The following is a 26205-nucleotide window of genomic DNA, read 5'->3' on the forward strand; positions in this document are numbered from 1 at the left end:
GACTGAGCAGTCTGTGAATCCCGAGTCGTCCGTGCCGTCCGAGCCCGCTGTGCCTTCCGAGGAGGGGGGAGCGTCCTCAGGGGAGCCTTCCGCGGCCTCGAAGACGCCCGCCTCCGGGGCGCCTGTGTCCTCGGGGACGCCCGCGTCTTCTTCGGACGGCCCGGCGGCCGCGGAAACGGACCCGGCGTCCGAGGAGGCTCCGGCTCCCCGGAAGGACGGCGAGGCGCCCCCCGTGCTGCCCGAGCCGGCGGAGGCCGCCGGCCAGGCTGAACCGGCGGAGGCCTCCGGGCCCCCCATGCCGTCGTACGCGCCGTCGGCCGCCGGGGACGGCGGAGGCTCGTCGGCCTCCCGGCAGCCGGCCGTCTGGCTGGCCGGGGGCGCCTTCCTGCTCGCCCTCACCGCGCTCATCGTCGTGGTGGCACGGGACGGCGACGCGGAGCCGAAGGTGACGGCCGGCGCCTCCACCGCCGGGCCCAGCGTGTCGCCGCCCGGGCTGCTGCCGGCCGAGGAGACCCCCTCGGCGCTGCCCAGCCGGTCGGTCGCCCCGAAGGCGCCGTCGACGGCCCGGCCCACCCGCGGCTCGGTGCCGTCGGAGGCCGTCAGCTGCCCGGCGGCCACCGTCAAGGTGAGCAACGCCGAGACGCTCGAACAGGCCCTCGCCCAGGCCCAGCCCGGGGACAGCATCGCGCTCGCCGCGGGCACGTACGCGGGCAACTTCGTCGCCGAGGTCTCCGGCACCGAGGCCAAGCCGATCTTCCTGTGCGGCGGCTCCGGAGCGGTCATCGACGGCGGCGACACCGACGACGGCTACGCCTTCCACCTGAAGAACGCCAGCTACTGGCGACTGGTCGGCTTCACCGTGCGCAACGCCCAGAAGGGCGTGATGGCGGACGGCGTCGTGGGCAGCGTCCTCCAGGGCCTGACCGTCGAGCAGATCGGCGACGAGGCCATCCATCTGCGGGACTTCAGCTCGGACAACATGGTCAGGGACAACACGATCCGTACGACCGGGCTGCGCCGCGAGAAGTTCGGCGAGGGCATCTACATCGGCACGGCCGAGTCCAACTGGTGCACGGTGACCGACTGCAAGACGGACACCAGCGACCGCAACGTGGTGATGGGCAACCACATCAGCGACACCACCGCGGAGTCCATCGACATCAAGGAAGGCACGAGCGACGGCAAGGTCATCGACAACACGTTCGACGGATCGAAGCTCAGCGGCTCGCACAACAACGACTCCTGGGTCGACGTGAAGGGCAACGGCTGGCTCCTGGAGGGCAACACCGGCAGCCACACGCCGATGGACGGCTTCCAGACCCACCAGATCGTCAGCGGCTGGGGCACCGGCAACACCTTCCGGGGCAACACCGCCAACGTGGACGGGCCGGGCTACGGCTTCCACCTCACGTCCGAGGGCAACAAGGTCGCCTGCGACAACAAGGCGAACGGCGCGGACGAGGGCCTCACCAACGTCGACTGCGGTTCCTGACGCCTACGGCCCCGCCGCGCCCGCACCTCACCGCCCGCAGACCTCCGCTTCCCGTCCCGACCACCCTCCCCTCTTCCCTCTCCCTCCTCACCATCGCTCCGCAGACCGCCAACCGTGACCGGCTCGTGCGGCGGGCCGACGTGCCCTGACACACCCCCTGGAGACCACCGTGACCCTGAAGGACGACGCGCACACCGACGCACCCCGTCTCACCGTCATAGGCACCGGCTACCTCGGCGCCACCCACGCCATCTGCATGGCCGTCCTCGGCTTCGACGTCCTGGGCGTCGACGTCGACCCGGCCAAGATCGAGCGGCTGAACTCGGGCGAGGTGCCCTTCTTCGAGCCCGGCCTGCCGGAGCTGCTCGCCAAGGCCCTCGACAGCGGGCGGCTGCGGTTCTCCACGAGCTTCGCCGAGGCCGGCGAGTTCGGCGACGTGCACTTCATCTGCGTGGGCACGCCGCAGCAGCAGGGCTCGTACGCGGCCGACATGCGCTACGTCGACAGCGCGGTGGAGGAGCTCGCCCGGCATCTGCACCGGCGGGCGCTGGTGGTCGGCAAGTCCACGGTGCCGGTGGGCACCGCCGCCCGGCTGGCGGAGGTCGTCCGGCGGACGGCGCCGGCCGGGGCGGACGTCGAACTCGCCTGGAACCCGGAGTTCCTGCGTGAGGGGTACGCCGTCGACGACACCCTGCGGCCCGACCGGCTGGTCTTCGGCACGGAGTCGGAGTGGGCCGAGGAGCGGCTGCGTGCCGCGTTCGCGCCGGTGATCGCGCAGGGCACGCCGGTGGTCGTCACCGACCTGCCCACGGCGGAACTGGTGAAGGTCGCCGCCAACTCCTTCCTCGCCACCAAGATCTCGTACATCAACGCCATGGCGGAGGTGTGCGAGGCGACCGGCGCGGACGTCACGGGGCTCGCCGAGGCGCTGGCCTACGACGACCGGATCGGCGGCCGGTTCCTCAAGCCGGGCCTCGGCTTCGGCGGCGGCTGCCTGCCCAAGGACATCAGGGCCTTCAGCCACCGCGCCGAGGAGCTGGGCGTCGGGCAGGCCGTGTCCTTCCTGCGCGAGGTCGACGCCATCAACCAGCGCCGCCGGGCCCGCACGGTGGACCTGGTCCGTGAGCTGGCCGGCGGTGAGCTGGCCGGGGTGCGGGTGACCGCGCTGGGCGCGGCCTTCAAGCCCAACTCCGACGACATCCGGGACGCGCCCGCCCTGGACGTGGCCCGGACGCTGCACCAGGCCGGCGCCGTGGTGACCGTCATCGACCCGGCGGCCACGGAGAACGCCCGGCGGGCCTACCCGGACCTGAACTACGGCACGGACGTCCTCACGGCGGCCCGCGAGGCGGACGTGGTGGTGCTGCTCACCGAGTGGGCCGAGTTCCGGGAGATCGAGCCCGACGCGATGGGCGCGGTCGTCGCCCACCGCCGGATCGTCGACGGCCGCCACGCCCTCGACCCCGCGAAGTGGCGCGCCGCCGGCTGGGAGTACCGGGCCCTGGGCCGCCCCTGAAGCACCCGAGGTGGGAGCCGTCAGCGCGGAGCCGGCGGCCCCCCTCCCCGGGAGGCTGTCAGCTGCCGTCCCGCTTCGTGCCCAGTTCCCGGAGCGGGGAGCCCTTGAGGAACGCCTCGATGTTCTCCACCGCCTGACCGTAGTACCGCTCGTAGTTCGCCCGGGTGACGTAACCGAGGTGCGGGGTGGCCAGGAGGCGCGGCGCCGTGCGGAACGGGTGGTCGGCGGGGAGCGGTTCGCTGTCGTGGACGTCGACGGCCGCGCCGGCGATGCGGCCCCGGTGCAGGGCGCTGAGCAGCGCGTCCTGGTCCACGATCGCGGCGCGCGAGGTGTTGACCAGGTAGGCGGTCGGCTTGAGGAGGGCGAGTTCGGCCGGGCCGAGTAGCCCGCGGGTGCGGTCGCTCAGGGCGAGGTGGACGGAGACGAAGTCGCTCCCGGCCAGCAGTTCCTCCTTGGAGCCGGCCAGGCTTACGCCGACCTCGTCCGCGCGCTCCTTGCCGAGGTTCTGGCTCCAGGCGCAGACCTCCATGCCGAAGGCCAGGCCGACCTGGGCGACCCGGCTTCCGATCTTTCCCAGGCCCAGCAGACCGAGCCGGCGTCCGTGCAGGTCGGCGCCGAGGGTCGACTGCCAGGGGCCGCCCCCGCGCAGGGCGTTGCTCTCCTCGACGAGACCGCGCGCGAGGCCCAGCAGGAGCGCCCAGGTGAGTTCGACCGGCGGGGTGGAGGAGCTCTCCGTGCCGCACACGGTCACGCCGTTGGCCCGCGCCGCCGCGTAGTCGATCACCGTGTTACGCATGCCGGAGGCGATCAGCAGCTTCAGCCGGGGGAGGCGGTCCAGGAGGGAGGCGGGGAAGGGAACGCGTTCGCGCAGGGTGACCACACAGTCGAACTCGGTGAGAGAGTCCGCGAGTTCCCCCTCGTCGGTGAAGTGCTCGGTGAAGGAGACCACCTCCACCCGGCCGTCCAGCGGGGACCAGTCGGCGACCGTGGCGGCGACGCTCTGGAAGTCGTCGAGAACGGCACAGCGGAAGGGCATGTCGGTTTCTCCGGAGGTCGGTACGGCGTGTGGCGTGGCCACTGCTCGTGATCATCGCCCGTCGTGCGGGGGGCGGGGTGGAAAGGGCAGGCAAAACGGGCCGCGGTCCGGGCAACGTCGGCGGCTGAGGCACCATCTAGGTGGACGACGGGCGTCGCGCGCACAGGCACGGTCGCCCTCGCAGAGCCGGACGGAGAGTGGGACGTGGTGGAGCCGAGGATCGCCGTTGCCGTGGTGACGATGGGCAACCGGCCCGCCGAGGTCGACGCCCTGCTGGAGTCCGTGGCCAAGCAGGACCTCCCGCCCGCCCGCATCGTGATCGTCGGCAACGGCTGCCGGCTCCCCGACTTCGCCCGCCGCCTCTCGCTGCCCGGCGAGGTGACCGTCATCGAGGTCGAGGACAACCTGGGCTGCCCCGGCGGCCGCAACGTCGCCCTGGCCCGCCTGCGCGAGCACGGCGACGTCGACGTCGTCGTCGAACTGGACGACGACGGGCTGCTCGTGGACGCGGACGTCCTGCGCAGGGTCCGCGACCTGTACGCCGCCGACCCGCGCCTGGGCATCGTCGGCTTCCGCATCGCCGACGAGAACGGCGAGACGCAGCGCCGGCACGTGCCGCGCGTCGGCGCCTCCGACCCCATGGTGGGCGGCTACGTCACCGGTTTCCTCGGCGGCGGCCACGCCCTGAGCATGGCCATGCTCGACCAGACCGGCGACTGGCCCGCCGAGTTCTTCTTCGCCCATGAGGAGACCGACCTGGCCTGGCGCGCCACCGACGCCGGCTGGAAGATCCTCTACGCCCCCGAGCTGCTCCTGCAGCATCCCAAGACCTCGCCCGCCCGGCACGCCATCTACCACCGCGTCACCGCCCGCAACCGCGTCTGGCTGGTCCGGCGCAACCTGCCGCTGCCGCTCATCCCGGTTCACCTGGGAGTGTGGATCGCCGTCACCCTCCTGCGCACCCGTTCGCTCGGCGGGCTGAAGGCCTGGTTCGGCGGCTTCGCGGAGGGCGTGCGCGAACCGGCCGGCGCGCGGCGGCCCATGCGGTGGCGGACGGTGTGGCGGCTGACCAAGCTGGGCCGTCCGCCTGTCATCTGACACCCCGGCACCCGCTCACAGCGGGGCGCGCGGCACGTGAAAACGGGGCGCGGGCCCCGGTCGTTCACCTCTGCCGACCGGGCCCGGACGCGCCCCCAACTCCAGCCGCGGCGGCGACACTCCCCCGAGCAACGCGTTCTACGCGCGCGCCGTCGGGCCGGAGCCGATGTTGTGATCACATCAGGCCACACCAACGAATCGCTAACATGTTGCCAACCGTTCTGCGTATCACTGCTGGTCGTCCGGCCTGAGCAGCCGGACGGGCAAGGGGGCCGGCCGCGACGGCAGCCGGATTACTCCGGGAACCGCCAGGGACAGGATGGCGTGACACCGCCGGCTCAGGGATCAAATCCCGCCAACAGAACGGCAGTTGATGCGTGGGGGCACGGCAGGCCGGTACACGGCGCGTGAAAGGGCGAAGATCGGCGTGATGCGGTACGAGCTGCGGTTCGGACTGCTGGGAGCGCCGGTCCTCTACGACACGGGCTCCCCCCTCTTCAGCAGCGCCCACGGCGATGACGGCCCGCACGGCGTCCCCCTCCCCGCGGCGAGGGCCGTCCGCAGCCCCAAGGCGCGTGTCCTGCTGGCCGCCCTGCTGCTCGACGCCGGTCGGATCGTCCCCGTCGACTCGCTCAAGGAGGCGCTGTGGGGCGGCGCGCCGCCGCCGTCCGCCCAGGCCTCGCTGCACAACCACGTGTCCCGGCTGCGCCGGCTGCTCGACGACCCGGACCGGCTGCGGGCGGCCCCGCCGGGGTACCGGCTCCGGGTCGACCAGGGCGAGCTCGACGTCCACGTCTTCGAACGCCATCTCGCGGCGGCGCGCGGCGCGTTCGCCGCCCGGAACTGGGAGCGGGTCGTCCGCGAGTGCGAGGCCGCGCTCACGCTGTGGCGCGGCACACCGCTCGCCGGACTTCCCGCCGAACTCGGCGGCTACGCACTCGTCCAGCGTCTGAAGGAGGCCCGGCTGCTGTTGCTGGAGTGGCGCTACGACGCCGAACTCGCTCTGGGTGACGGCGAACTGGACCGTCTCGTCCCGGAGCTGACGGAGCTCGCCGCCGAGCATCCGCTGCGCGAGTCCTACCACCGGCAGCTCATGCTCGCCCTGCACCGCGCGGGCCGCCGCGCCGAGGCCCTCGCGGTCCACCGAGACCTGCGCACGCGCTTGGTCGAGGAACTCGGTGTCGAGCCGGGCCCGACGGTGCGCGAGGCCCATGTGGAGGTGCTGCGGGACGCGGGGGAGGGGGCGGTGAGCGGTGTCGCGGAGGGCGCGGCGGGCGGCTTCGCGGGCGGTACAGGGGGCGATGCCGGGAGGCACGGCGAGGTCGACGCGGTGAGGCGCGGCGGGGCCGACGCCGCGAGGCATCCCGAGGTCGCCCCCGTGAGGCGTGCCGACGCCGAAGCCGTAAGGCACGCCGAGGCGGCCCCCGAGGGGCCGGTCGAGGGCGACACCGAGACGGGCTTCGGCCCCTCGCCTGCGCCCCGCCCCGCCCAACTCCCGCCCCCAGCGGCACATTTCACCGGCCGCGCAGACCTCCTCCGCCGTCTCCGCGAGGCTGTCGCCTCCGAGCCCACGGCGGACCCCCTCGTCATCAGCGGGATGGCCGGCGTGGGCAAGAGCGCTACCGCGCTGCAGGTCGCCCACCAGATGAAGGAACGTTTCTCCGACGGTCAGCTCTACCTCGACCTGCACGGCGCGACCCCCGGCACGACCCCGCTCACCCCGTCCCAGGCCCTCGCCGCCCTCCTGCGCCATCTCGGCGTCGATCCCCGCCACATCCCCGAACCGCCGCACGCGGCAGCCGCGTTGCTGCGCACCTTGCTCGCGCCGACCCGCACGCTGCTCGTCCTGGACGACGTCGCGCACGCCGCTCAGGTACGCCCCCTGCTCCCCGCCGGCCCGGGCTGCGCGGTCATCGTCACCAGCCGTTCCCCGCTCACCGCTCTCGACGGGGCGCACCGCTTCCCCCTCACCCCGCTGTCGGCGGAGGAGAGCGCGGAGCTGCTCCGTAAGGCCTCGGGCCGCGCGCCTCACGCCTCCCACCCCCTCGTCGAGCTCACCGGACGGCTGCCCCTCGCCCTGCGCGTGGTCGCCGCTCGCCTGGCCGCCCGCAGCCACCTCACCCCTGACACGCTGGCCCGCCGACTCGCCGCCCCCGGGAGCAGGCTGCCTCACCTGGAGTACGACGACCTCAGCGTCCGCCGCTCCCTCGCCGTCGCCCACGACGCCCTCGCCGCCTCCGACCGCGAGGCGGACCAGGACGCCGCCCTCGTCCTGCGCCGCATCGGCGGCCTCGACCTGCCCACGTACGGTGTGCCGCTGCTGGCCCGTCTCGCCGGCATCGACGAGCGGCGCGCGGAGGCCGCCCTCGACCGGCTCGTCGACGTGGCCCTGCTGGAGGAGACGGCGTACGGCCGGTACGTCCCGCACGTCCTCGTACGGGACTTCGCCCGCGAACTCGCGGAGGCGTCACCGACCTGACCGCCCCCGCGCCGCACCGGTACGCCACCGTGACCGGACACGGCCCAGCCGTCATCGCCCAGCCGGGCCCCGCGCGGGACGACCGCCGACCGACCTCCCTCCGGGGCGCTGCGGAAACCGCTCGCGCTCACTTCGCGTCGGCATAGCACTCCACCACCGCCGTCGTGAACGGGAACCGCACCGGCGTCTCGCCGAACGTCAGCCGTCCGGCCAGGTCGGCCGCCTCGCGGATCGCGGCGACGACCGCCTCCGCCTCCTCCTCGGGACAGTGCACGATCACCTCGTCGTGCTGGAAGAAGACCAGCTCGGCCGCCATGTCCGCGCAGGCGCGCCGCAACGCGGCGAGCAGCAGCAGGGCCCAGTCGGCGGCGCTTCCCTGGACGACGAAGTTGCGGGCGAAGCGGCCACGCGCGCGGGCGCCCGAGGAGGTCTGCCCTGGCGTCCGCTGCCGGCCGTCGGACTCGTCCTCGCCGCCCACGGGGATGCCGGCCTCCTCCGAGGCGTCGTCGCCCGCTCCGGCCGCCGGTGGGCAGGTCCGCCCCAGCCAGGTGCGCACGAGCCGGCCTTCCTCGCCGGCCCGGGCCGCGTCGTCGACGTAGGCCACCGCGCGCGGGAAGCGGCGGCGGAGCGCGGCGAGGTTCTTCAGACCGTCGCCGGAGGTCTGGCCGTAGACCGCGCCGAGCACCGCCAGCTTGGCCTGGCCGCGGTCGCCGGAGAAGGCGCGGTCGGAGACCGACTGGTACAGGTCGCTCTCCCGGCCCGCCACCTCCATCAGCCCGGGGTCCCGGGAGATCGCGGCGAGCACGCGCGGCTCCATCTGGTCGACGTCCGCGACGACGAGCCGCCAGCCGGGGTCGGCGACGACGGCCCGCCGGATGACCTTCGGGATCTGCAACGCGCCCCCGCCGTTGGTCACCCAGCGCCCGGTCACGGTCCCGCCCGCGAGGAACTCGGGCCGGAACCGGCCGTCGCGGACCCAGTCGTGCAGCCAGGACCAGCCGTGGGCGACCCAGATGCGGTAGAGCTTCTTGTACTCGATCAGCGGCTTCACGGCCGGATGGTCGATGGACTCGATCTCCCAGCGCCGTGTGGACGTCACCCGGATGCCGGCCCCCGCGAAGGCCTTGACGACGTCGGCGGGCAGGTCGGGCCGCACCCGCCGGCCGAACGCGGCGGACACCTCGTCGGCCAGCTCGGCGAGCCGCCGGGGCTCGCCCCCGCCCGCGTACCGCTCGCCCAGCAGGTCGTGCAGCACCGCGCGGTGCACCTCGGCGCTCCACGGCAGCCCCGACCGGTTCATCTCGGCGGCGACCAGCATCCCCGCCGACTCGGCGGCCGTCAGCAGCCGCATCCGGTCCGGGTGCTCCGCCCGGTCGTGCCGCCGCTGCTGCTTGGCGTAGACGGCGAGGAGGTCGGCGAGCGGGAGCGACGAGCCCTCCGGTTCGAACAGCGGGGACTGCGCCCCGGGTTCGGCGGAGCGCTGCGGCGGATCCGGCGGCACGGGTCCGCCGCGCAGCCGGGCCAGCGCGGCGGCGGCCGAACGGGGCTCGCCCGACCGCCCCTCGTGGCCCAGCAGGAGCGTCTCGGCGTCCTCGACGTCGTAGCACCGCTCTGCTCGCACCCCCGCGGCGAGCAGACGCGGATACACCTCGGCCGTGGACCGCCACACCCATCGCCCGACCTCGGGCCGCGCCCGTACGGCCGCCACGAGGTCCGGCTCCCGCAGCACCGGGCCGGCGGGCAGCCCGTCCGGGCCGAGGAGGGCGAGCTCGGCGCCGCCGTCCCCGGCCGGAGCGAGAGCCCACCGGTCGGTCATGCCGCGAGTGTGACAGGCGCCTCTGACAACGGCCCCCGACCGCCGCCCGACGGCGGCTCGGGCAACCCGGCCGGTGTTCTTCGGTCGCTCAGTCGCCGTTCCGCGGGAACGCCGCGATCTTCTCCAGCGCTTGGGCGATGTACCGCTCGGTGGCGGTCTTCTCGACGCCCAGGCCGCTGAGGACGCCCTGGCCGTTCTCGAACTCCAGCAGGGCCAGCAGGATGTGCTCGGTGCCGATGTAGTTGTGGCCGAGGCGGAGGGCCTCGCGGAAGGTGAGTTCCAGGACCTTCTTGGCGTCCGAGCCGTAGGGCACCAGGTCCGGCGCCTCCTCCACGGCCGGCGGCAGGGCGGCGGTCGCCGCCTCGCGCGCGGCGTCGGCGGAGACGCCCTGCTCGTTCAGCGCCTTGGCCGCGAGGGCCTCGGGCTCGGCGAACAGACCGAGGATCAGGTGGGCGGGCAGCCCCTCGGCGTTGCGGGCCGCCTTGGCCTCGTTGTGCGCCGCCATGACGACGCTCCGCGCGCGGGGGGTGTAGCGGCTGAAGCCCTGGCTGGGGTCGAGGTCCGCCGACTCCTTCGGCACGAACCTCTTCTGGGCCGCCTGCCGGGTCACTCCCATGCTCTTGCCGATGTCCGTCCAGGAGGCCCCGGAACGGCGGGCCTGGTCCACGAAGTGGCCGATCAGGTGGTCGGCGACGTCGCCGAGGTGTTCGGCCGCGATGACGGCGTCCTGGAGCTGGTCGAGGGGCTCGGGGTGGACCTTCTTGATGGCGCCGATGAGGTCGTCGAGACGGATGGATGACGTGGGGTCCTGTGGCGGAGTCATGTGTCAACCGTAGGTTGACACCCGTCCGGCGTCAACCTCGCGTTGACAGTCGAAAGGGAACGCCTGGGAGTCGGTCTCCCGCGCGCGTGACACCATCACCGGATGACCAGCAGTACGCCCACCACCGTCGACCGGGCCTTCCGGACCGCCCTGTACGAAGCCGGCGACTCGGCCCTGGACGCCGGCGCCTCCCTCCTCGCCGCCGATCCTGCGGCGGACGGCGAACTCGACCGGCGCGGCCAGGAGTTCGTGGCGACAGCCTGGCGGCGGGGCTGGCAGCCGGCGGACGTGGTGCGGATCGTCGGGCGGGACCTGGACGACGTGCACGTACGCCTGGTGTCGGCGCTGATCCGCGCCCAGGCCGGCGACGACCGCCCCCGCGGGCGGCGCTGGGCGGCCCAGCTGGAGGAGATCGAAGGCGGCGCCCCGCCCCGCACGGATCGCTTCTCGCACGCCGCCGCTGTCCTGGAGCTCTACCGTCTGCTGCTGCGCCTGCCGGCCCTCGAACCCCTGGACGAGCAGGCGCCGCAGCGGCAGCCCCGTTCCGACGCCCACTTCCGCATGCTCACCCGCATCCGCGCGCTGCTCGCCAAGGCGGAGGCGACGGGCTACCCGGAGGAGGCGGAGGCGCTCACCGCGAAGGCGCAGGAGCTGATGGCCCGGCACAGCGTCGACGAGGCGCTGCTCGACGCCCGGGCGCCGGCACCGGACGCGCCCGGAGCCTGCCGTATCGGCGTCGAGCCGCCGTACGAGCAGGCCAAGGCGGTGCTGCTGGACGCGGTGGCCGAGGCGAACCACTGCCGGGCGGTGTGGAACGAACCGTTCTGCTTCTCCACGGTCGTCGGCTTCGAAGCCGACCTGGACGCCGTGGAACTGCTCTACACCTCGCTCCTGGTGCAGGCGCAGACCGCGATGACGAAGGCGGAGGCGGCGCAGCGGGCGTCAGGCCGCAAGCGCACGAAGACCTTCCGGCAGTCCTTCCTCGCCGCCTACGCCCACCGCATAGGCACCCGTCTGACGGCCGCCGCCGAGACGCAGGTCACCGACGACCTGCTGCCCGTCCTGGCCTCCCGCGAGGTCGCGGTGACGGCGGCGGCGGACCGGATGTTCCCGGAGACCACCACCACCCGTCTGCGCGGCGTCACCGACGAGGCGGGCTGGACGCAGGGCGCCCAGGCAGCGGACCACGCGCGCGTGCACGAGCGTCCGCACCTGCCCTGACGTACGCCGTCCTCAGTCCCCGGCCTGCTGGAAGCCGCTGACCGAGGCGTCCGGCGTCTTGCCGTCCTTCAGGGCCACCGCGCCGTAGGACCACTCGAAGCTCTCCGTGGCCGAGGCGCCGGGCAGGCCGTACTTCGCCGTCTTGGCGGCGAGGCTCTTGTCGCCGCCGTCCTCGCCGCGGACGTAGGTGATGGTGAAGGAGGTGGTGCCCTGTGCGGGCAGCGTCAGCTTCTGGGGCGCGGCGGCCGCGTCCGCGGGGACGGCGGCCTTGGTGCCGTCGGCCTCCAGCTCGACGGTGGGGAAGCCGTCCAGGGTGCAGTCGGAGCCCTTGTTGGTGAGGGTGACGGTGACGTTGCCGCTGTCACCGGCGGCGGGGGCGGCGTTGACCGGGCCGACCTGCGCGGCCAGGTCGCAGGCGGAGCCGGCCGGGGCACCGGCGGAACTCGTCGGGGCCTTGCTCTTCGCGTCGTCCGAGGAACTGTCGTCCCCGCCGCCGCAGGCGGTGAGGAGCAGGGCGGTCGCGAGAGCGGTGACGGTGATCGGAACGGCGCGCATGTGTGGGGTTCCTTCGGATGACGTGACGGTGCTCGAAGGATCATCACGCATGAACCCCACCCTCCGCTTCCCCGGCCCCCTACGTTCCGAGGCCCGCCGTCGGCAGTCCTGAGGGCAGTCGGCCGTCTTCCGCTTTGGTGTAGGTCTCCGCGCCGGTTCCGCCCTCCCAGGTGACCTTGAGGGATGCCTTGCCGACGGAGTCGACCATGCCGGTCGTGCGGTCGCTCTTCCCGCCCGGGCACTTGAGGCGAATCATGCGCATGTCCGATTCCTCGCGGGCGGTCCCGGTGCACATGGTTCCGCCGGACGCGAAGAGCGCCGCCTTGTCGCCGGTGATGACGAGGGCGACGGCCTGGCCGCCCGTGGTGGCGAGCCAACTGCCCTCCAGCGGGCCGCCGGCCGAGGCGGAACTCGACCCTCCGGTGCCGCCTCCCGCGTCCGCCGTGGCGGTCGCGGTAGGCGTGGGGGAGGGGCCGCCGTCCGCGCCGCCGCCTCCGCCGCACGCGGTCAGGACGAACGCGCCGGCCAGGGCCGCCAGCGCGGCCACCGCGCGCACCGGCCGACGGACCGTCCCGCGCGCGGGACGCGCGGCAGCGGTGCACGGAGCGGGCGTGGAACCCGAAAAGATCGCCATGGTCACCTGGTTCCTCCGAGGATCAGCGGCCGACTGGTCGGCGCAAGCTACCAGCCCGCCGGCGACCGTCTGACGGGGCCTCCCGGTGGGACGTCCCCTCGGGCGGCCCCGCCCTCGACGGTCACCGCCTACCAGGAGGCCTTTCGCACGCCCGGCAGATGGCCCGCGTGCGCCTGCCCCCGCAGGCTCACGCGGGACAGACCGAAGGTGCGGAAGTAGCCGCGCGGGCGGCCGTCGGTCTGGTCCCGGTTGCGGACGCGGGTCGCGCTGGCGTCCCGGGGCTGGCGGCCCAGTTCCCGCTGGGCGGCCAGCCGTTCCGCCTCCGTCGACGAAGGCCGGCGGATGACCTCCTTCAGCTCGGCCCGGCGTGCGGCGTACCGCGCGACGACCCTGCGCCGCTCCTCGTTCTTCGCGATCTTGCTCTTCTTCGCCATCAGACCCGCACCCCCCGCGCCCGGATCCGGGCCACGGCCGCCTCGACGCCGATGGTGTCGACGGTGCGGATGCCCCTGGCGCTCAGCCGCAGCCGCACGAAACGGCTCTCGCTCGGCAGCCAGTAGCGCTTGGACTGGACGTTCGGGTCGAAGCGGCGCGAGGTGCGCCGGTGGGAGTGCGAGACGTGGTTGCCGAAGCCCGGCCGGGCCCCGGTCAGCATGCAGTGGGCGGACACGGTGACGTACCTCTCCTCGAAGCCGTAGTGCTAATGGGATTCATTTTCAGTAAGGTAGCAGCATGGCACGCAACGAACTGCGCCCGGTGGTCAAGCTCCGCTCCACGGCGGGAACCGGCTTCACCTATGTCACCCGGAAGAACCGCCGCAACGACCCCGACCGCATGACCCTGCGCAAGTACGACCCCGTCGTCGGCCGTCACGTCGACTTCCGAGAGGAGCGCTGAACCTCCGCCATGCGCAAGGCAATCCACCCCGCCTACGGCCCCGTCGTCTTCCGCGACCGGGCCGCCGGCCACGCCTTCCTCACCCGCTCGACGCTGTCCGCCGCCGACGGCGGCAGGACGATCGAGTGGGAGGACGGCAACACGTACCCCGTCGTGGACGTCGAGATCTCGGACGTCAGCCACCCCTTCTACACCGGCACCGCCCGCGTCCTGGACCAGGCCGGCCGCGTCGAGCGCTTCGAGCGCCGCTACGGGAAGCGGGGCGGGGCGTGAGCCTGTCGGTGGTCATCGTCGGCGGGCTGCACGCCGAGGCCCGCCGGGACACCGTCGCGCGTCTGCTCGCCGACGTCCCCGGCAGCGTCGCCCTCCACCACGACCTCTCGACCGCCGCGGCCTGCACGGTGATCCGAACCGTCCGCGACGCCGGCGGCCTCCTCGACGTCGGCGAGACCCCGCTCGTCGACGACTGCGCGTGCTGCGCCCTGCGCGAGGACCTCGTGCCGGAACTGCGCCGCCTCGCCGACGACGGCACGACCCGGCTCGCCGTCGTCGAACTGTGGGACTCGGTCGAACCCAAGGCGATGACCGAGGTCGTCGTCGCCGGCGGGCTGACCGTCACCGGAGTCGTCACCGCCGTCGACCCGGCGCTGCTCCTGCCCTTCCTCGGCAACGGCGACGATCTCGCCGAGCACGGCCTCGCGGCCGCCGCCACCGACCGGCGGACCGTCGCGGACACCTTCGCGCGGCAACTGGAGTACGCCCCGGTCCTGGCCGTCGTCGACTCCCCGGAGGCCGACGACGAGGACGGCGAGCTGCTGGCCCAACTGCACCCGACGGCCCGCCGGGTCCCCGTCTCCGGAGACCGTCCCGGAGACCCGGCGGACGCGCCGTCGGCACATGCACGTGCGAATGCACCCGGCATGGCTCCCGGTCCCGGCACCCCGCTCGTCAGCGCCGTTCTGGCGGGCTTCGACGTCGAGGCGGCCGCGGCCGCCCAGCACCCGGCCTGCGCGCTGCTGCCCGCCGAGGCCGACGCCCACGGCGTCAGCACCCTCGTCTGGCACCGTCGCCGGCCGTTCCACCCGGAGCGGCTGTACGCGGCCCTGGAGGACCTGACCTGCGCCGCCGCCCGCAGCAGGGGCCGGTTCTGGCTGGCGGACAAGCCCGACGTCCTGCTCCACTGGGACGCCGCCGGGGGCGCGCTGTGCGTGGAGTCGGCCGGGCCCTGGCTGGCCTCCCTGCCCGACGCCGCCTGGGACATGGTCCCGCCGGTCCGCCGGGCGGCCGCCGCGCTGGACTGGCAGTCCGAGCACGGCGACCGCTGCCAGCACCTCGTCTTCACCTCCCCCGGCCTCGACCGGGACGGGCTCGCGCACCTGCTGGAATCCTGCCTGCTCACCGACGCCGAGTACGCCGCGGGCCGCGACGCCTGGAAGCGGCTGCCGCCCGCCTTCGACGCCTTCCTGGAGGTCTGACCACGCCATGCCGCGCAAGCCCGACACCAAGACCGGCCGCACACCGGACCGCAAGGCCGGCCGCAGCCCCGCCAAGAACCGCCCCGACCCGCTGGACCGGGCCGGCATCGAGTACATCGACTACAAGGACACCGATCTGCTGCGGAAGTTCCTCTCCCACCGGGGCAAGATCCGCAGCCGTCGTGCCACCCGGGTCACCGCCCAGCAGCAACGCCGACTGTCCCGAGCGATCAAGAACGCCCGTGAGATGGCCCTGCTCCCGTACGGCAGCCGCTGACGGCGCCGGGAACGGCACGGCCCGACCGGCTGCCGGTCCGCCCCGGTGGACCGCAAGAGTTCGGCCACCGTCGTAGGAGCGGGTGCTTCGGCGACGTACGTCGCCTACGTCGTGCGTACGAGCGAAAAGTACGCCGTGCGTCCCGCCGTCCCGGACGGTGATTCCGGTCGCATCTGCGGTCGGGCGTCGGCTTGGCCTCGGCCGGAGAGCGGGTGTCGCGCTCACCCCTGTGGAGGATCTCTCCCTCGTCCACGGGGTGGGCGCTTTTCGCTTCCCGGGCTGCCGGTGCCCCGTCCCGGCCTGCTCGTGCCGGGGCGCGGGAAGTCGCGGCGGCGGAAGGGGACCCACCGGAATCCCGTCGGCCGTGTCGAGCGGACGGGCGGCGTCCGCCCAGGCGGGAGGGGTCCCGGCCGGTGCCGGCGGCCCCGCACGTCCGCCCGTCCGGCGAATCGGCGGCATGCCGACGGAACAGGAAGGCGACCAGGCGCGTCTCTTCTTCTGTGCAAGTGGTTCGATCCGAACTACTTCGCCCGGACGCCCGCCCGGCCGGGTCGACACAGCGGTCGGCGGCGCCGGCACTGTAACCGCCCAAGCACCCGACGTGCACGTGCATCTGCTCATGCATCGGCACGTGAACAGGGTTATGATCCGAGACAGTTGACTACGGCATCAAACGCCACATCAGTCACAGAGCCACACACGCCACACAGCGCCACAGCCACACACGAGCCAGTGCAGCACCAGGGAGCGACCTGTGGACCACGACGTTGACGGGGGGTACGACGTGCACAACGGCATGACCGCGACACAGTTGTACGGGGTTGCCTGGCAGAAGAGCCGGCACAGCAACTCGCAGGGTTCCTGCGTGGAGTTCGCGCGACTGCCGGGCGGCGACGTGGCCGTGCGCAACTCGCGCTTCCCGGACGGCCCCGCGCTCGTCTACACCCGCGCCGAGATCGAGGCCATGCTGCTCGGCATCAAGGACGGCGAGTTCGACCATCTGATCGCCGGCTGACACCCCCACCCGCGACGCCGAACGGGCGGCGGCCGGGGGAACAGGGCTGCACCCGGTACACCAGGCGTCCGGCGACGCGCGTAGAACCGCGACGCCGGAAAGCGCCGCGGTCCGTCACTCGGCGGGAGGGCGCAGCCGGAACAGCGCCCACACGACCTTGCCGCCCAGTTTCCCGGAGAGCGGGTGCCAGCCCCAGCCGTCGGTGAAGGACTCGACGAGGAGCAGGCCGCGCCCGGACTCCGCCGAGAAGTCCTCGGCCTCGCCGGGTGCGGGGCTCTCGCGGCTGGGGTCGCGCACGGCGCACACCAGCCGCCCGGTCCAGCGCATCAGATGCAGCCGCACCGGCGGGTTCTGCTCGGGCTCGCGGGGGGCGGGCACGCGCGGGGAGTCCTCGGGCGACAGCCCGTGCCGCAGCGCGTTGGTCACCAGTTCCGAGACCACGAGGCAGACGTCGTCGAAACACTCGCCGATGTCCCACTGGCCCAGGGTCCTGCGGGTGAACTGCCTTGCCTCGCGCACCGCTTCCAAGCGGGCGGGCAGTGCGCAGGAGGCCGCGTCGGACACGGCCGCGGGATCAAGCGGCGGAAGGCCCTGCCGTAACGGCTCGAGCATGGTCGATCCATTCGTCCCCATGCGAGGCACTCCCGGGATTCGCGGTCGTTGCGATGCAGCGGTGGCGCGGGACCATGGTTTCGGATGCGTAGAGCAGATGCAAGGGCAGATGCACGTGCACCTGACCGAAATGGACCTGCCCGTACCGCTTCTTGGCCATTTTTTCCGCCATACTCTCGCTGTTCATAGGGACTTCCCTTGCTTTCTCCTCACTCTTCCCTCGCGTCGTTCCGTGCGTATCCTTGGCTTCTTTCATCTCTGTAACCGGACGAGTACTGCTCGAAGTGTTTTAGTGGCAGACTGCGGGCCCTGGGAACGGCTGGGGAGGCTGGCGAAAGTGAGCGCGGGAGAGCCCGGATCGGTGGTGCGGCGCATGCTGCTCGGTTCGCAACTACGGCGGCTGCGCGAGACGCGCGGCATCACACGCGAGGCGGCCGGGTACTCCATCCGTGCCTCGGAGTCGAAGATCAGCCGTATGGAACTGGGCCGGGTGAGCTTCAAGACACGGGACGTGGAAGACCTGTTGACGCTCTACGGGATCACGGACGAGGCGGAACGCCAGGCGCTGGTCGGACTCGCCCGCGAGGCCAACGTGGCCGGCTGGTGGCACAGTTACTCCGACGTGCTGCCCAACTGGTTCCCCACGTACGTCGGTCTGGAAGGTGCGGCGGCGCTGATCCGCGCCTACGAGGTGCAGTTCGTGCACGGGCTGCTGCAGACGGAGGCGTACGCGCACGCGGTCGTGCGGCGCGGCATGAAGGGCGCGAGCGCGGCCGACGTCGACCGGCGCGTGGCCCTGCGGCTGGAGCGGCAGAAGTACCTCGTGGCGGAGAACGCCCCCGACGTCCACATCGTCCTCGACGAGGCGGCCCTGCGCCGGCCGTACGGCGACCGCGAGGTGATGCGCGGGCAGCTCCAGCACCTGATCGAGATCTCCGAGCGGCCCAACGTACGGCTGCAGATCATGCCGTTCAGCTTCGGCGGCCACGCGGGGGAGAGCGGGGCGTTCACGATCCTGAGCTTCCCGGAGTCCGACCTGTCGGACGTGGTCTACCTGGAGCAGCTCACCAGCGCCCTGTATCTGGACAAGCAGGAGGACGTCGCCCAGTACGAGCAGGCGCTGAAGGAACTCCAGCAGGACGGACCGGGGCCGGCCGAGAGCCGGGACCTGCTGCGCGGCCTGTTGCAGCTGTCCTGAGCGTCACCACCAACTCCCCTGTCTCAACTTCACTCCCAACTCCCTTGTCTCACACGTACCATGACGTGTGATCAGATCGTGAATATCCGAACGCAGTCGAGCGGAACCGATCACATCAGGGGATTGAGGGATCACATGGCGTCCTATCTGACCGACCTGGCCCAGCAGTACATCGACGGGGAGTGGCGTCCGGGCACAGGCTCCTGGGACATCATCGACTTCAACCCCTACGACGGCGAGAAGCTCGCCTCGATCACCATAGCCACCGTCGACGAGGTGGATCAGGCCTACCGGGCCGCCGCCCGCGCCCAGAAGGAGTGGGCCGCCACCAACGCCTACGCCCGCCGCGCGGTCTTCGAGAAGGTGCTGCGGCTGGTCGAGGAGCGCGAGGCGGAGATCAGCGAGATCCTCGTCGACGAGGCCGGCGGCACGTTCGGCAAGGCGGCCTTCGAACTGCACCTCGCCAAGGAGTTCCTGCGCGAGTCGATCCATCTGGCGCTGCGCCCCGAGGGCCGGATCGTCCCCTCGCCGGTCGACGGCAAGGAGAACCGCGTCTACCGCGAACCGGTCGGCGTCGTCGGTGTGATCAGCCCCTTCAACGTGCCGTTCCTGCTGTCGCTGAAGTCCGTCGCCCCCGCGCTGGCCCTCGGTAACGGCGTGGTGCTCAAGCCGCACCAGAACACCCCGATCGCCGGCGGCACCGTGATCGCCAAGCTGTTCGAGGACGCGGGCCTGCCGCCCGGCCTGCTGAACGTGGTCGTCACCGACATCGCCGAGATCGGCGACGCCTTCCTGGAGCACCCCGTCCCGCGGGTCATCTCCTTCACCGGCTCCGAAACGGTCGGCCGCCATGTCGCCACGGTCGCCGCCTCGCACTTCAAGCGGTCCATCATCGAACTCGGCGGCAACAGCGCCTTCGTCGTCCTCGACGACGCCGACGTCGACTACGCGGTCGACGCCGCCGTCTTCAGCCGCTACGTCCACCAGGGCCAGGTCTGCATGGCCGCCAACCGCATCCTGGTCGACCGTTCGATCGCCGACGAGTTCACCGAGAAGTTCGTCGCCAAGGTGCGCACCCTCAAGGCCGGCGACCCGCGCGACCCGCAGACCCTGATCGGCCCGCTCATCAACTCCCAGCAGGCGGAGGCGGTTTCCGCCGCCGTCGAGCAGGCCCTCGCCGAAGGCGCCACCGCCCTGCTGCACGGCACGACCGCGGAGAACGTCGTCGAGCCGTCCGTCCTGTCCGGTCTGCCCCTGAACTCCACACTGCTCCAGCAGGAGGTGTTCGGGCCGGTCGCCTTCATCAACACCTTCGACGGCGAGGACGAGGCGCTGCGCATCGCCAACGACACCCCCTACGGTCTGAGCGGCGCCGTCCACACCGGCGACATCGAGCGCGGCGTCGCCTTCGCCAAGCGGATCGTCACCGGCATGTTCCACGTCAACGACGCCACGGTCGCCGACGAGCCGATCGTCCCCTTCGGCGGCGAGAAGAACTCCGGCGTCGGCCGCCTCAACGGCGAGACCACCGTGGAGGCCTTCACCACCACAAAGTGGATCTCGGTCCAGCACGGCCGCAGCCGCTTCCCCTTCTGACGCCGGGGTGCGGCGCCGGGGCCCACCCGGCGCCGCCTACCCTGGACGGCATGTCAGCGATCCGTCTCCTCGTGCTCGGCGCCGTCCGCCAGCACGGGCGGGCCCACGGCTACCAGGTGCGCAACGACCTGGAGTACTGGGGCGCGCACGAGTGGTCCACCGCCAAGCCCGGGTCGATCTACCACGCCCTCAAGCAGATGGCGAAGCAGGGCCTGCTGCACGAGCACGAGGTCGCGCCGTCCACCGCCGGCGGCCCGCCCCGCACCGAGTACGAGATCACCGACCGAGGCGTCGAGGAGTACCTCCGGCTGGTCCGCGAGGCGCTGACCGCCTACGACCAGAAGATGGACGTCAAGTCGGCGGCCATCGGCTTCATCGTGGACCTGCCCCGCGCCGAGGCCGTCGGTCTGCTCCAGGAGCGGATCCGGCGCATCGAGGAGTGGCGCTCCGCCGTGACCGAGCACTACGTGCCCGAGCAGGGGCCGGCTCAGCTCGGGCACATCGGCGAGATCATGAACCTCTGGGTCCACACGGCCGACGCCGAGGCCGAGTGGACCCGCGGGCTGATCGCGCGCATCCAGGGCGGCGCGTACACCTTCGCCGGCGAGGGCGAGCCATTCGTCGGCGTCCTCGCCGACGGGCAGGAGAACCCGTACGCCACGGGGGAGCGGCATCCGGAGGACGTCCGCTAATCAAGTTTGACGAGCAGAGGTCCGGGTATTACGTTGGAACTCTAGTCAAGTTTGACTAGCTTGCCGACCGGCAAGGCGACGATTGGGGGAGCGGCATGGCCGACGCGGCGATCATCGTCGAGGACGTGCGCAAGAGGTACGGAGACACCCAGGCGCTGGACGGGCTCGGCCTCACGGCCGCCCGCGGCACGGTCCACGGGGTGCTCGGCCCGAACGGCGCGGGCAAGACGACCCTGGTCAGGATCCTCTCCACCCTGCTGCGGCCGGACTCCGGCCGCGTCGAGGTGGCCGGTCACGACGTGGTCCGGCAGGCCCGGGAGGTCCGGCTGCGCATCGGGCTGCTGGGCCAGCACGCGGCGCTGGACGAGGAACTGGACGGCCGTCAGAACCTGGAGATGTTCGGCCGGCTGCACCACCTCGGCGCCCGCCCCGCGCGCGTGCGGGCCCGCGAACTCCTGGAGCGCTTCGAGCTCGCCGACACCGGCCGCAAGCCGGTGCGCGCCTACAGCGGCGGCATGCGGCGCCGGCTGGACCTGGCGGCCTCGCTGATCAGGGACCCGGAGGTGCTCTTCCTGGACGAGCCGACGACCGGCCTCGACCCGCGCGGGCGCGCCGAGGTGTGGTCCGCCGTCCGCTCCCTGGTCGGCGGCGGCACCACCGTCGTCCTGACCACCCAGTACCTGGAGGAGGCGGACCGGCTCGCGGACCGCATCAGCGTCCTCGACCACGGCGACGTCATCGCCGAGGGCACCCCGGACGAGCTGAAGTCGCTGACGGGCGGCGACCGCATCGACGTCGTCCTGCGCGACGAGGGCCATCTCGGCGCGGCGCTCGCCCTGCTGCCCGTGCCCGAGGACACCGTCTCGGTCGACGCCGACCGTCGTCTGCTCAGCGCCCCCGTCACCGACCGGATGGCGGCCCTCTCCGGAGTCGTGCGCGCGCTGGAGGACGCCGGCATCGAGGCGGAGGACGTGGCCCTGCGCCGCCCCACCCTCGACGAGGTGTTCCTGCACCTGACCGGAGCCCGCGACGGTTCGGGCGCCCCCGTTGGCAAGCGTGTGAAGGAGGCCGTGTGAACACGTACGCGCTGACCGATTCCTGGACCATGACCCGGCGCGAACTCGCCCACTGGGCGCGGCAGCCCGGCCGGGTGGCAGTCGGGCTCGTCTTCCCGGTGATGCTGCTGCTGATGTTCGGCTACCTGGTAGGCGGCGGCCGCGGGGTGAGCGGTGACTACCTCGACTACCTGCTGCCCGGCATGCTCGCGCTCACCATGGCCTTCGGCCTGGAGAGCACGATGCTCGCCGTCACCCAGGACGTGAACAAGGGCGTCGTCGACCGCTTCCGGTCGATGCCCATGGCCGACGGCGCGGTCCTGGTGGGCCGTTCGGCGGCCGACATGCTCCAGTCGGCGGTGGGCCTGGCCGTGCTGCTCGCCGTCGCGTACGCGCTCGGGTGGCGCGCGCACGGCGGCTTCGGGGCCTTCCTGGGCGCCGCGGGACTCCTGCTCCTGTTCCGGTTCGCGATGCTGTGGATCGGCATCCACCTGGCGCTGGTGGCGGGCAGGCCGGAGATGGTCATGGCCGTGCAGATCCTGGTCTGGCCCGTCGGCTTCCTCTCCAACGCCTTCGCCACCCCCGAATCCATGCCCGCCTGGCTGGGCGCCCTCGTCGAGTGGAACCCCATGTCCCACACGGCGACGGCGGTACGGGACCTCCTCGGCGCCCCCGGCGGCGCTCCCGGACACATCTGGCCCGCCCTGCTGTGGCCCCTGGCCCTGCTGGCCGTCTTCTTCCCGCTGGCGGTCCGCAGGTTCACCCGCATGAGCCGCTGACCGCCCCGCCCCGGCACGCCTAGTGATGGAACCCCGTCGCCGCCGCCTTGTCCCGGGTCAGCGGGTGAGGCTGGCGGCGCAGTTCCGGCAAGAGCCGGGACAGGTCGTCCACGAACAGGTCGGCGAGGTCGGTCGAGAAGCCGTTGCGGCACACGACGCGCAGGACGGAGAGGTCCTCCCGCTTCGGCGGGAAGGTGTACGCGGGCACCAGCCAGCCGCTCTCCCGCAGTCGCCGGGACACGTCGAAGACGTCGTACGACTCCACCTCCCCGGTGGTGGTGAAGGCGAAGACGGGCAGCTCGTCGCCCCGGGTCAGCAGCCGGAAGTCGCCCAGCTCCGCCACCCGGTCGGCGATGCTCCGGGCCACCTCGCGCGCGGAGTGCTGCACGGCCCGGAAGCCCTCCCGCCCGAGCCGCAGGAAGGTGTAGTACTGCGCGACGACCTGGGCCCCCGGGCGCGAGAAGTTCAGCGCGAAGGTCGGCATGTCGCCGCCCAGGTAGTTGACGCGGAAGACGAGTTCCTCGGGCAGGGCGGCGGCGTCGCGCCACAGCGCCCAGCCGACCCCGGGGTAGACCAGCCCGTACTTGTGCCCCGAGGTGTTGATCGACGCCACGCGCGGGAGGCGGAAGTCCCACACCAGGTCCTCGTCGAGGAAGGGCGCGACCATCGCCCCGGACGCCCCGTCGACGTGCACCGGGACGTCGAGGCCGGTGCGCTCCTGGAGGGCGTCGAGCGCCGCGCACAGGTCCGCGATCGGCTCGTAGGAGCCGTCGAAGGTCGAGCCGAGGACGCCGACCACCCCGATGGTGTTCTCGTCGCACAGCTCGGCGGCGGCCTGCGGGTCGAGGTGGAAGCGGTCGCCCTCCATGGGGACCTGACGGGGCTCCACCTCCCAGAAGGTGCAGAACTTGTCCCAGCACACCTGGACGTTGACGCCCATGACCAGGTTCGGCATGGCGCCGGGCCTCTGGCCGCGCGCGCTCCAGCGCCGTTTCAGGGCCATCCCGGCGAGCATGCACGCCTCGCTCGACCCGGTCGTCGAGCAGCCCACGGCGCCCGAGGGGTCGGGCGCGTTCCACAGGTCGGCGAGGATCGCCACACAGCGCCGCTCCAGTTCGGCGGTGCGCGGGTACTCGTCCTTGTCGATCATGTTCTTGTCCCGGCACTCCGCCATCAGCCTCCCGGCCTCCGGCTCCATCCAGGTGGTGACGAAGGTGGCCAGGTTCAGCCGGGAGTTGCCGTCCAGCATCAGCTCGTCGTGGACCAGCTGGTACGCCGTCGAGGGCGGCGTCGGGGCGTCCGGAAGCCGGTGCTTGGGCGGCGACTCGGTCATCCCGCCGACGGGGTCCGCGACGCCGTAGAACGGGTTGACGGAGAGCTGGCGCTCGTCGGGACGGGAACCCTTGTGCAGGGGCATGGACGTCACTCCTCGGCAGACGGAACGAAGCGGGCGGAACTTTCGGGACGCGGAACGGACGAGGCGGGGAAGGGGGCTGCGCTCAACGGACCGATGTCCCGTCCTCGCGCAACTGCATCTGCGGCCGCCCCGTGACCAGCAGCCAGGCCGGCAGGGAGGCCACGCACAGCAGGGTGACGATCGTGGGGGAGGCCACCAGGACGGCGGCGACGAAGAGGCTCACCCAGCCCTGCCGGGTGATGGCGAGCAGCACGCCCAGCACGCCGGCGGACACCCCCACCGCGGGATGCACGGCGGGCACGAGCGCGTGGGCGGTGAGACCGAGGGCGGTGCCGACGAAGACGGAGGGGAAGATCCGACCGCCCCGGAAGCCGCAGGACGCTGCGACGAGCAGCGCCGCCAGCTTCACCACCGTCATCGTGGCGAACTGTCCGGCAGTCCAGCCCTCGGGATCGCTCGCGAGCTCCCCGATCTCCTCCAGCCCCTTGAAGAGCGTCAGATGGCCGCCCACGGCCGCCAGGAGCCCCAATACGAGCCCGCCGACGGGCAGCGCCAGCATGGGGTGCCGCAGCCGTGCGAACGCGGCGTGGACGTAGGGGAAGGCGCGCACGGCGCACAGCGCGAGCAGCGCGCCCGCCGACGCGACCACCACCGCCGACAGCAGGTCCCCGCCGTCCGGGTGGCCGATCGGGGGAAGGTCGAGATCGAAGGTCGGCTGGGCCACCAGGCTGGTCGTGAAGGAACCGGCCGCCGCGGCGACCAGGGGCGCGAAGACGCTGTCCCACAGCGGGCCCTTCGCCTGCCGCCCCGCCATCGCCTCGGAGATCATCAGCGCCGCCGCCACCGGCGTGCCGAACAGCGCGCCGATCGTCGCCGCCTCGGCCAGCAGGGGCCAGACCGGGCCCGGCATGCGGGGCACCAGCCTCCGGCCCAGCCAGTAGGCGAGGCCGACGTTCACGGCGATGAGCGGGTTCTCGGGGCCGAGGCTCGGACCGCCCGCCAGCATCAGCACAGTCGCCACCAGCAGCCCCGGCAACACGACGGGCGGCAGCACGGGCGCGTTCAGGCCCGTCGTCGCGGGGTCCGGACCGGCGTGGCCCGGCGCCTTCCACACCACCAGGCCGACCGCGATCCCGGTCGCGGTGAGCATGACCATCATCCACAGCACGGAGTAGCGGCCGATGCCCAGCGCGTCCGGCAGGTTGCCCCACAGCACGTCCTGAAGGCGTTCGGCCAGCCCGCTCACGCCGACGAACAGCAGGCTCGCCACCACGCCGACGACCAGGGCGGGCAGGATCAAGGGCAGCAGCGCGCGAGCCGGGGTCGCCGGGGCGGGGGGCGGCGTCTGCCGCGCGGTGTCCTGAGCCACGGGCTCACCATAAGCGGACGAAACGGACTCAACATCCGGAGCAGGGCAGCCGGTCGGCCGGCCGGGGCGCACGGAGAAGCCGACGCGGCGGGGAAACCGGCTTGCACCTCACGCCGCGTGAGGTCGCATCGTGGAGCGCGTACCGAGTGCCGCGACCGGGCGACATAGCTTGCCGCGGCCCCTAGGGCGTGTTTCGAAAGTCCCGCCTGCCCGGCGGCGTCTGGCACGCACGCTCGCCGCGTTGTCGGGATCGCCCCGATACATCCAGTATCGGGACGACCCTCCGCCTTGCGATCGCACGCACCAGACGCCGCCGGGCCCGCCCTTCGGGCGGACGACGCTACTTTCGAAACACGCCCTAGCAGAGAGCGGACGACGTGAGTTACTCCGTGGGACAGGTGGCCGGCTTCGCCGGAGTCACGGTGCGCACGCTGCACCACTACGACGGCATCGGCCTGCTCACCCCGAGCGAGCGCAGCCACGCGGGCCACCGGCGCTACAGCGACGCCGACCTCGACCGGCTGCAGCAGATCCTGTTCTACCGCGAGCTCGGTTTCCCGCTCGACGAGGTCGCCGCCCTGCTCGACGACCCGGCCGCGGACCCGCGGGCGCACCTGCGCCGCCAGCACGAGCTGCTGACCGCCCGGATCGAGAAGCTGCGGAAGATGGCGGCGGCCGTCCAACACGCCATGGAGGCACGCACGATGGGCATCGACCTGACGCCGGAGGAGAAGTTCGAGGTGTTCGGGGACAAGGACCCCGAGCAGTACGCCGAGGAGGCCGAACAGCGCTGGGGCGGCACCGAGGCCTACGCCGAGTCGCAGCGCCGGGCCGCCCGTTACACCAAGGACGACTGGAAGCGCATGCAGGCCGAGGTGGCCGACTGGGGCGAGCGCTACGGCGCCCTGATGGCCGCCGGGGAGCCCCCAGCCGGTGAGGCGGCCATGGACATGGCCGAGGAGCACCGGCAGCACATCTGCGGCTGGTTCTACGAGTGCCCGTACGACATGCACCGGGGCCTGGGCGAGATGTACGTCGCGGACGAGCGCTTCAAGGCGTTCTACGACTCCATGCGCCCGGGGCTCGCCGAGCACCTGAAGGAGGCGATCGACGCCAACGCGGCCCGGCACACACGCGCGTAACGGGTCCTTCC

At 72.6% G+C, this 26205-nt stretch carries 26 protein-coding genes; 16 read left to right on the forward strand and 10 right to left on the reverse strand.

Annotated elements, in window-relative coordinates; all coding sequences use genetic code 11:
- Positions 1–232 precede the first annotated feature (232 nt).
- Positions 233–1492 carry a hypothetical protein gene (locus tag ACFYXA_RS32045; RefSeq protein WP_389039535.1) on the forward strand — a complete coding sequence of 420 codons (1260 nt, stop codon included), beginning with the start codon at positions 233–235 and terminating at the stop codon, positions 1490–1492.
- A 256-nt stretch (positions 1493–1748) separates the two neighbouring features.
- Positions 1749–3008 (forward strand): UDP-glucose/GDP-mannose dehydrogenase family protein, encoded by a 1260-nt coding sequence (locus tag ACFYXA_RS32050; RefSeq protein ID WP_352244941.1) that lies wholly within the window; start codon positions 1749–1751, stop codon positions 3006–3008.
- Positions 3009–3066: 58 nt separating this feature from the next.
- Here ACFYXA_RS32050 and ACFYXA_RS32055 read toward each other — a convergent pair whose 3' ends face one another.
- The gene (locus tag ACFYXA_RS32055; protein WP_389039538.1) at positions 3067–4044 is read right to left on the reverse strand and encodes a D-2-hydroxyacid dehydrogenase family protein; all 978 of its coding nucleotides are present in this window, start codon (positions 4042–4044) and stop codon (positions 3067–3069) included.
- Between the two features lie 204 nt (positions 4045–4248).
- On the opposite strand from ACFYXA_RS32055, the gene ACFYXA_RS32060 reads away from it, so the two are divergent.
- The gene (locus ACFYXA_RS32060) at positions 4249–5142 is read left to right on the forward strand and encodes a glycosyltransferase (protein ID WP_352244852.1); all 894 of its coding nucleotides are present in this window, start codon (positions 4249–4251) and stop codon (positions 5140–5142) included.
- A gap of 430 nt (positions 5143–5572) precedes the next feature.
- Positions 5573–7621 carry a BTAD domain-containing putative transcriptional regulator gene (locus tag ACFYXA_RS32065; protein ID WP_389039543.1) on the forward strand — a complete coding sequence of 683 codons (2049 nt, stop codon included), beginning with the start codon at positions 5573–5575 and terminating at the stop codon, positions 7619–7621.
- Positions 7622–7748: 127 nt separating this feature from the next.
- Here the strand turns inward: ACFYXA_RS32065 and ACFYXA_RS32070 are convergent, their stop codons facing one another.
- Both ACFYXA_RS32070 and ACFYXA_RS32075 read right to left on the reverse strand, forming a co-directional pair.
- On the reverse strand, positions 7749–9437 hold the full coding sequence (locus tag ACFYXA_RS32070; RefSeq protein WP_389039547.1) for a bifunctional 3'-5' exonuclease/DNA polymerase: 1689 nt from the start codon (positions 9435–9437) through the stop codon (positions 7749–7751).
- A gap of 88 nt (positions 9438–9525) precedes the next feature.
- Positions 9526–10260: a Clp protease N-terminal domain-containing protein gene (locus tag ACFYXA_RS32075; protein ID WP_352244856.1), complete on the reverse strand. Its 735-nt coding sequence runs from the start codon at positions 10258–10260 to the stop codon at positions 9526–9528.
- A gap of 102 nt (positions 10261–10362) precedes the next feature.
- On the opposite strand from ACFYXA_RS32075, the gene ACFYXA_RS32080 reads away from it, so the two are divergent.
- A complete protein-coding gene (locus ACFYXA_RS32080; RefSeq protein WP_352244857.1) occupies positions 10363–11481 on the forward strand; it encodes a DUF2786 domain-containing protein in 1119 nt (372 codons plus the stop codon).
- 12 nt (positions 11482–11493) lie between these two features.
- On the opposite strand, the gene ACFYXA_RS32085 is transcribed toward ACFYXA_RS32080, so the two are convergent.
- The 4 genes from ACFYXA_RS32085 to rpmB form a co-directional block, all read right to left on the reverse strand.
- Complete coding sequence (locus tag ACFYXA_RS32085) at positions 11494–12036, reverse strand: DUF4232 domain-containing protein (RefSeq protein WP_351339451.1); 543 nt, start codon at positions 12034–12036, stop codon at positions 11494–11496.
- Between the two features lie 79 nt (positions 12037–12115).
- A complete protein-coding gene (locus tag ACFYXA_RS32090; RefSeq protein WP_389039552.1) occupies positions 12116–12670 on the reverse strand; it encodes a hypothetical protein in 555 nt (184 codons plus the stop codon).
- Between the two features lie 128 nt (positions 12671–12798).
- Positions 12799–13104 carry a 30S ribosomal protein S14 gene (gene rpsN / locus ACFYXA_RS32095; protein WP_389039555.1) on the reverse strand — a complete coding sequence of 102 codons (306 nt, stop codon included), beginning with the start codon at positions 13102–13104 and terminating at the stop codon, positions 12799–12801.
- On the reverse strand, positions 13104–13340 hold the full coding sequence (gene rpmB, locus ACFYXA_RS32100) for a 50S ribosomal protein L28 (protein ID WP_352244861.1): 237 nt from the start codon (positions 13338–13340) through the stop codon (positions 13104–13106). Before rpmB ends, rpsN begins: the two co-directional genes overlap by 1 nt.
- Positions 13341–13402: 62 nt before the next feature.
- On the opposite strand from rpmB, the gene rpmG reads away from it, so the two are divergent.
- From rpmG to ACFYXA_RS32125, 5 genes are all read left to right on the forward strand, one after another.
- Positions 13403–13567 carry a 50S ribosomal protein L33 gene (rpmG, locus tag ACFYXA_RS32105; RefSeq protein ID WP_130438460.1) on the forward strand — a complete coding sequence of 55 codons (165 nt, stop codon included), beginning with the start codon at positions 13403–13405 and terminating at the stop codon, positions 13565–13567.
- A 9-nt stretch (positions 13568–13576) separates the two neighbouring features.
- A complete protein-coding gene (locus ACFYXA_RS32110) occupies positions 13577–13840 on the forward strand; it encodes a type B 50S ribosomal protein L31 (protein ID WP_352244863.1) in 264 nt (87 codons plus the stop codon).
- A complete protein-coding gene (locus ACFYXA_RS32115) occupies positions 13837–15042 on the forward strand; it encodes a CobW family GTP-binding protein (RefSeq protein WP_389039560.1) in 1206 nt (401 codons plus the stop codon). Before ACFYXA_RS32110 ends, ACFYXA_RS32115 begins: the two co-directional genes overlap by 4 nt.
- A gap of 7 nt (positions 15043–15049) precedes the next feature.
- Positions 15050–15319, forward strand: a complete 270-nt coding sequence (gene rpsR / locus ACFYXA_RS32120) for a 30S ribosomal protein S18 (protein WP_389039563.1) — start codon at positions 15050–15052, stop codon at positions 15317–15319.
- A 754-nt stretch (positions 15320–16073) separates the two neighbouring features.
- Positions 16074–16334: a DUF397 domain-containing protein gene (locus ACFYXA_RS32125; RefSeq protein ID WP_207228730.1), complete on the forward strand. Its 261-nt coding sequence runs from the start codon at positions 16074–16076 to the stop codon at positions 16332–16334.
- Positions 16335–16448: 114 nt separating this feature from the next.
- Here the strand turns inward: ACFYXA_RS32125 and ACFYXA_RS32130 are convergent, their stop codons facing one another.
- A complete protein-coding gene (locus ACFYXA_RS32130) occupies positions 16449–16967 on the reverse strand; it encodes an ATP-binding protein (RefSeq protein WP_352244866.1) in 519 nt (172 codons plus the stop codon).
- 352 nt (positions 16968–17319) lie between these two features.
- On the opposite strand from ACFYXA_RS32130, the gene ACFYXA_RS32135 reads away from it, so the two are divergent.
- From ACFYXA_RS32135 to ACFYXA_RS32155, 5 genes are all read left to right on the forward strand, one after another.
- Complete coding sequence (locus tag ACFYXA_RS32135; RefSeq protein ID WP_352244942.1) at positions 17320–18144, forward strand: helix-turn-helix transcriptional regulator; 825 nt, start codon at positions 17320–17322, stop codon at positions 18142–18144.
- A gap of 135 nt (positions 18145–18279) precedes the next feature.
- The gene (locus ACFYXA_RS32140) at positions 18280–19740 is read left to right on the forward strand and encodes an aldehyde dehydrogenase family protein (RefSeq protein WP_389039566.1); all 1461 of its coding nucleotides are present in this window, start codon (positions 18280–18282) and stop codon (positions 19738–19740) included.
- Positions 19741–19790: 50 nt separating this feature from the next.
- Complete coding sequence (locus ACFYXA_RS32145; RefSeq protein WP_389039569.1) at positions 19791–20432, forward strand: PadR family transcriptional regulator; 642 nt, start codon at positions 19791–19793, stop codon at positions 20430–20432.
- 95 nt (positions 20433–20527) lie between these two features.
- A complete protein-coding gene (locus ACFYXA_RS32150) occupies positions 20528–21508 on the forward strand; it encodes an ATP-binding cassette domain-containing protein (RefSeq protein ID WP_352244869.1) in 981 nt (326 codons plus the stop codon).
- Complete coding sequence (locus tag ACFYXA_RS32155; protein WP_389039573.1) at positions 21505–22266, forward strand: ABC transporter permease; 762 nt, start codon at positions 21505–21507, stop codon at positions 22264–22266. Before ACFYXA_RS32150 ends, ACFYXA_RS32155 begins: the two co-directional genes overlap by 4 nt.
- A 19-nt stretch (positions 22267–22285) precedes the next feature.
- On the opposite strand, the gene ACFYXA_RS32160 is transcribed toward ACFYXA_RS32155, so the two are convergent.
- Positions 22286–23683: a glutamate decarboxylase gene (locus ACFYXA_RS32160; protein ID WP_389039576.1), complete on the reverse strand. Its 1398-nt coding sequence runs from the start codon at positions 23681–23683 to the stop codon at positions 22286–22288.
- Between the two features lie 82 nt (positions 23684–23765).
- Positions 23766–25052: an ion channel protein gene (locus ACFYXA_RS32165; RefSeq protein WP_352244874.1), complete on the reverse strand. Its 1287-nt coding sequence runs from the start codon at positions 25050–25052 to the stop codon at positions 23766–23768.
- Between the two features lie 377 nt (positions 25053–25429).
- Here ACFYXA_RS32165 and ACFYXA_RS32170 point away from each other — a divergent pair, with 377 nt between their 5' ends.
- Positions 25430–26194 carry a MerR family transcriptional regulator gene (locus ACFYXA_RS32170; RefSeq protein ID WP_389039580.1) on the forward strand — a complete coding sequence of 255 codons (765 nt, stop codon included), beginning with the start codon at positions 25430–25432 and terminating at the stop codon, positions 26192–26194.
- Positions 26195–26205 lie beyond the last annotated feature (11 nt).

The organism is Streptomyces sp. NPDC002566, from assembly GCF_042889585.1.
In the GTDB taxonomy this organism is placed as follows: Bacteria; Actinomycetota; Actinomycetes; order Streptomycetales; family Streptomycetaceae; genus Streptomyces.

Bases quoted from the DNA above. Each gene is read 5' to 3' on its own strand.
- ACFYXA_RS32070 (WP_389039547.1), bottom strand. From the start codon at position 9,437: ATGACCGACCGGTGGGCTCTCGCTCCGGCCGGGGACGGCGGCGCCGAG.
- rpsR (WP_389039563.1), top strand. From the start codon at position 15,050: ATGCCGCGCAAGCCCGACACCAAGACCGGCCGCACACCGGACCGCAAG.
- ACFYXA_RS32145 (WP_389039569.1), top strand. From the start codon at position 19,791: ATGTCAGCGATCCGTCTCCTCGTGCTCGGCGCCGTCCGCCAGCACGGG.
- ACFYXA_RS32090 (WP_389039552.1), bottom strand. From the start codon at position 12,670: ATGGCGATCTTTTCGGGTTCCACGCCCGCTCCGTGCACCGCTGCCGCG.
- ACFYXA_RS32130 (WP_352244866.1), bottom strand. From the start codon at position 16,967: ATGGGGACGAATGGATCGACCATGCTCGAGCCGTTACGGCAGGGCCTT.
- ACFYXA_RS32065 (WP_389039543.1), top strand. From the start codon at position 5,573: ATGCGGTACGAGCTGCGGTTCGGACTGCTGGGAGCGCCGGTCCTCTAC.
- ACFYXA_RS32150 (WP_352244869.1), top strand. From the start codon at position 20,528: ATGGCCGACGCGGCGATCATCGTCGAGGACGTGCGCAAGAGGTACGGA.
- rpmG (WP_130438460.1), top strand. From the start codon at position 13,403: ATGGCACGCAACGAACTGCGCCCGGTGGTCAAGCTCCGCTCCACGGCG.
- ACFYXA_RS32135 (WP_352244942.1), top strand. From the start codon at position 17,320: ATGCTGCTCGGTTCGCAACTACGGCGGCTGCGCGAGACGCGCGGCATC.
- ACFYXA_RS32140 (WP_389039566.1), top strand. From the start codon at position 18,280: ATGGCGTCCTATCTGACCGACCTGGCCCAGCAGTACATCGACGGGGAG.
- ACFYXA_RS32075 (WP_352244856.1), bottom strand. From the start codon at position 10,260: ATGACTCCGCCACAGGACCCCACGTCATCCATCCGTCTCGACGACCTC.
- ACFYXA_RS32080 (WP_352244857.1), top strand. From the start codon at position 10,363: ATGACCAGCAGTACGCCCACCACCGTCGACCGGGCCTTCCGGACCGCC.
- rpsN (WP_389039555.1), bottom strand. From the start codon at position 13,104: ATGGCGAAGAAGAGCAAGATCGCGAAGAACGAGGAGCGGCGCAGGGTC.
- ACFYXA_RS32055 (WP_389039538.1), bottom strand. From the start codon at position 4,044: ATGCCCTTCCGCTGTGCCGTTCTCGACGACTTCCAGAGCGTCGCCGCC.
- ACFYXA_RS32110 (WP_352244863.1), top strand. From the start codon at position 13,577: ATGCGCAAGGCAATCCACCCCGCCTACGGCCCCGTCGTCTTCCGCGAC.
- ACFYXA_RS32160 (WP_389039576.1), bottom strand. From the start codon at position 23,683: ATGCCCCTGCACAAGGGTTCCCGTCCCGACGAGCGCCAGCTCTCCGTC.
- ACFYXA_RS32050 (WP_352244941.1), top strand. From the start codon at position 1,749: ATGGCCGTCCTCGGCTTCGACGTCCTGGGCGTCGACGTCGACCCGGCC.
- ACFYXA_RS32085 (WP_351339451.1), bottom strand. From the start codon at position 12,036: ATGCGCGCCGTTCCGATCACCGTCACCGCTCTCGCGACCGCCCTGCTC.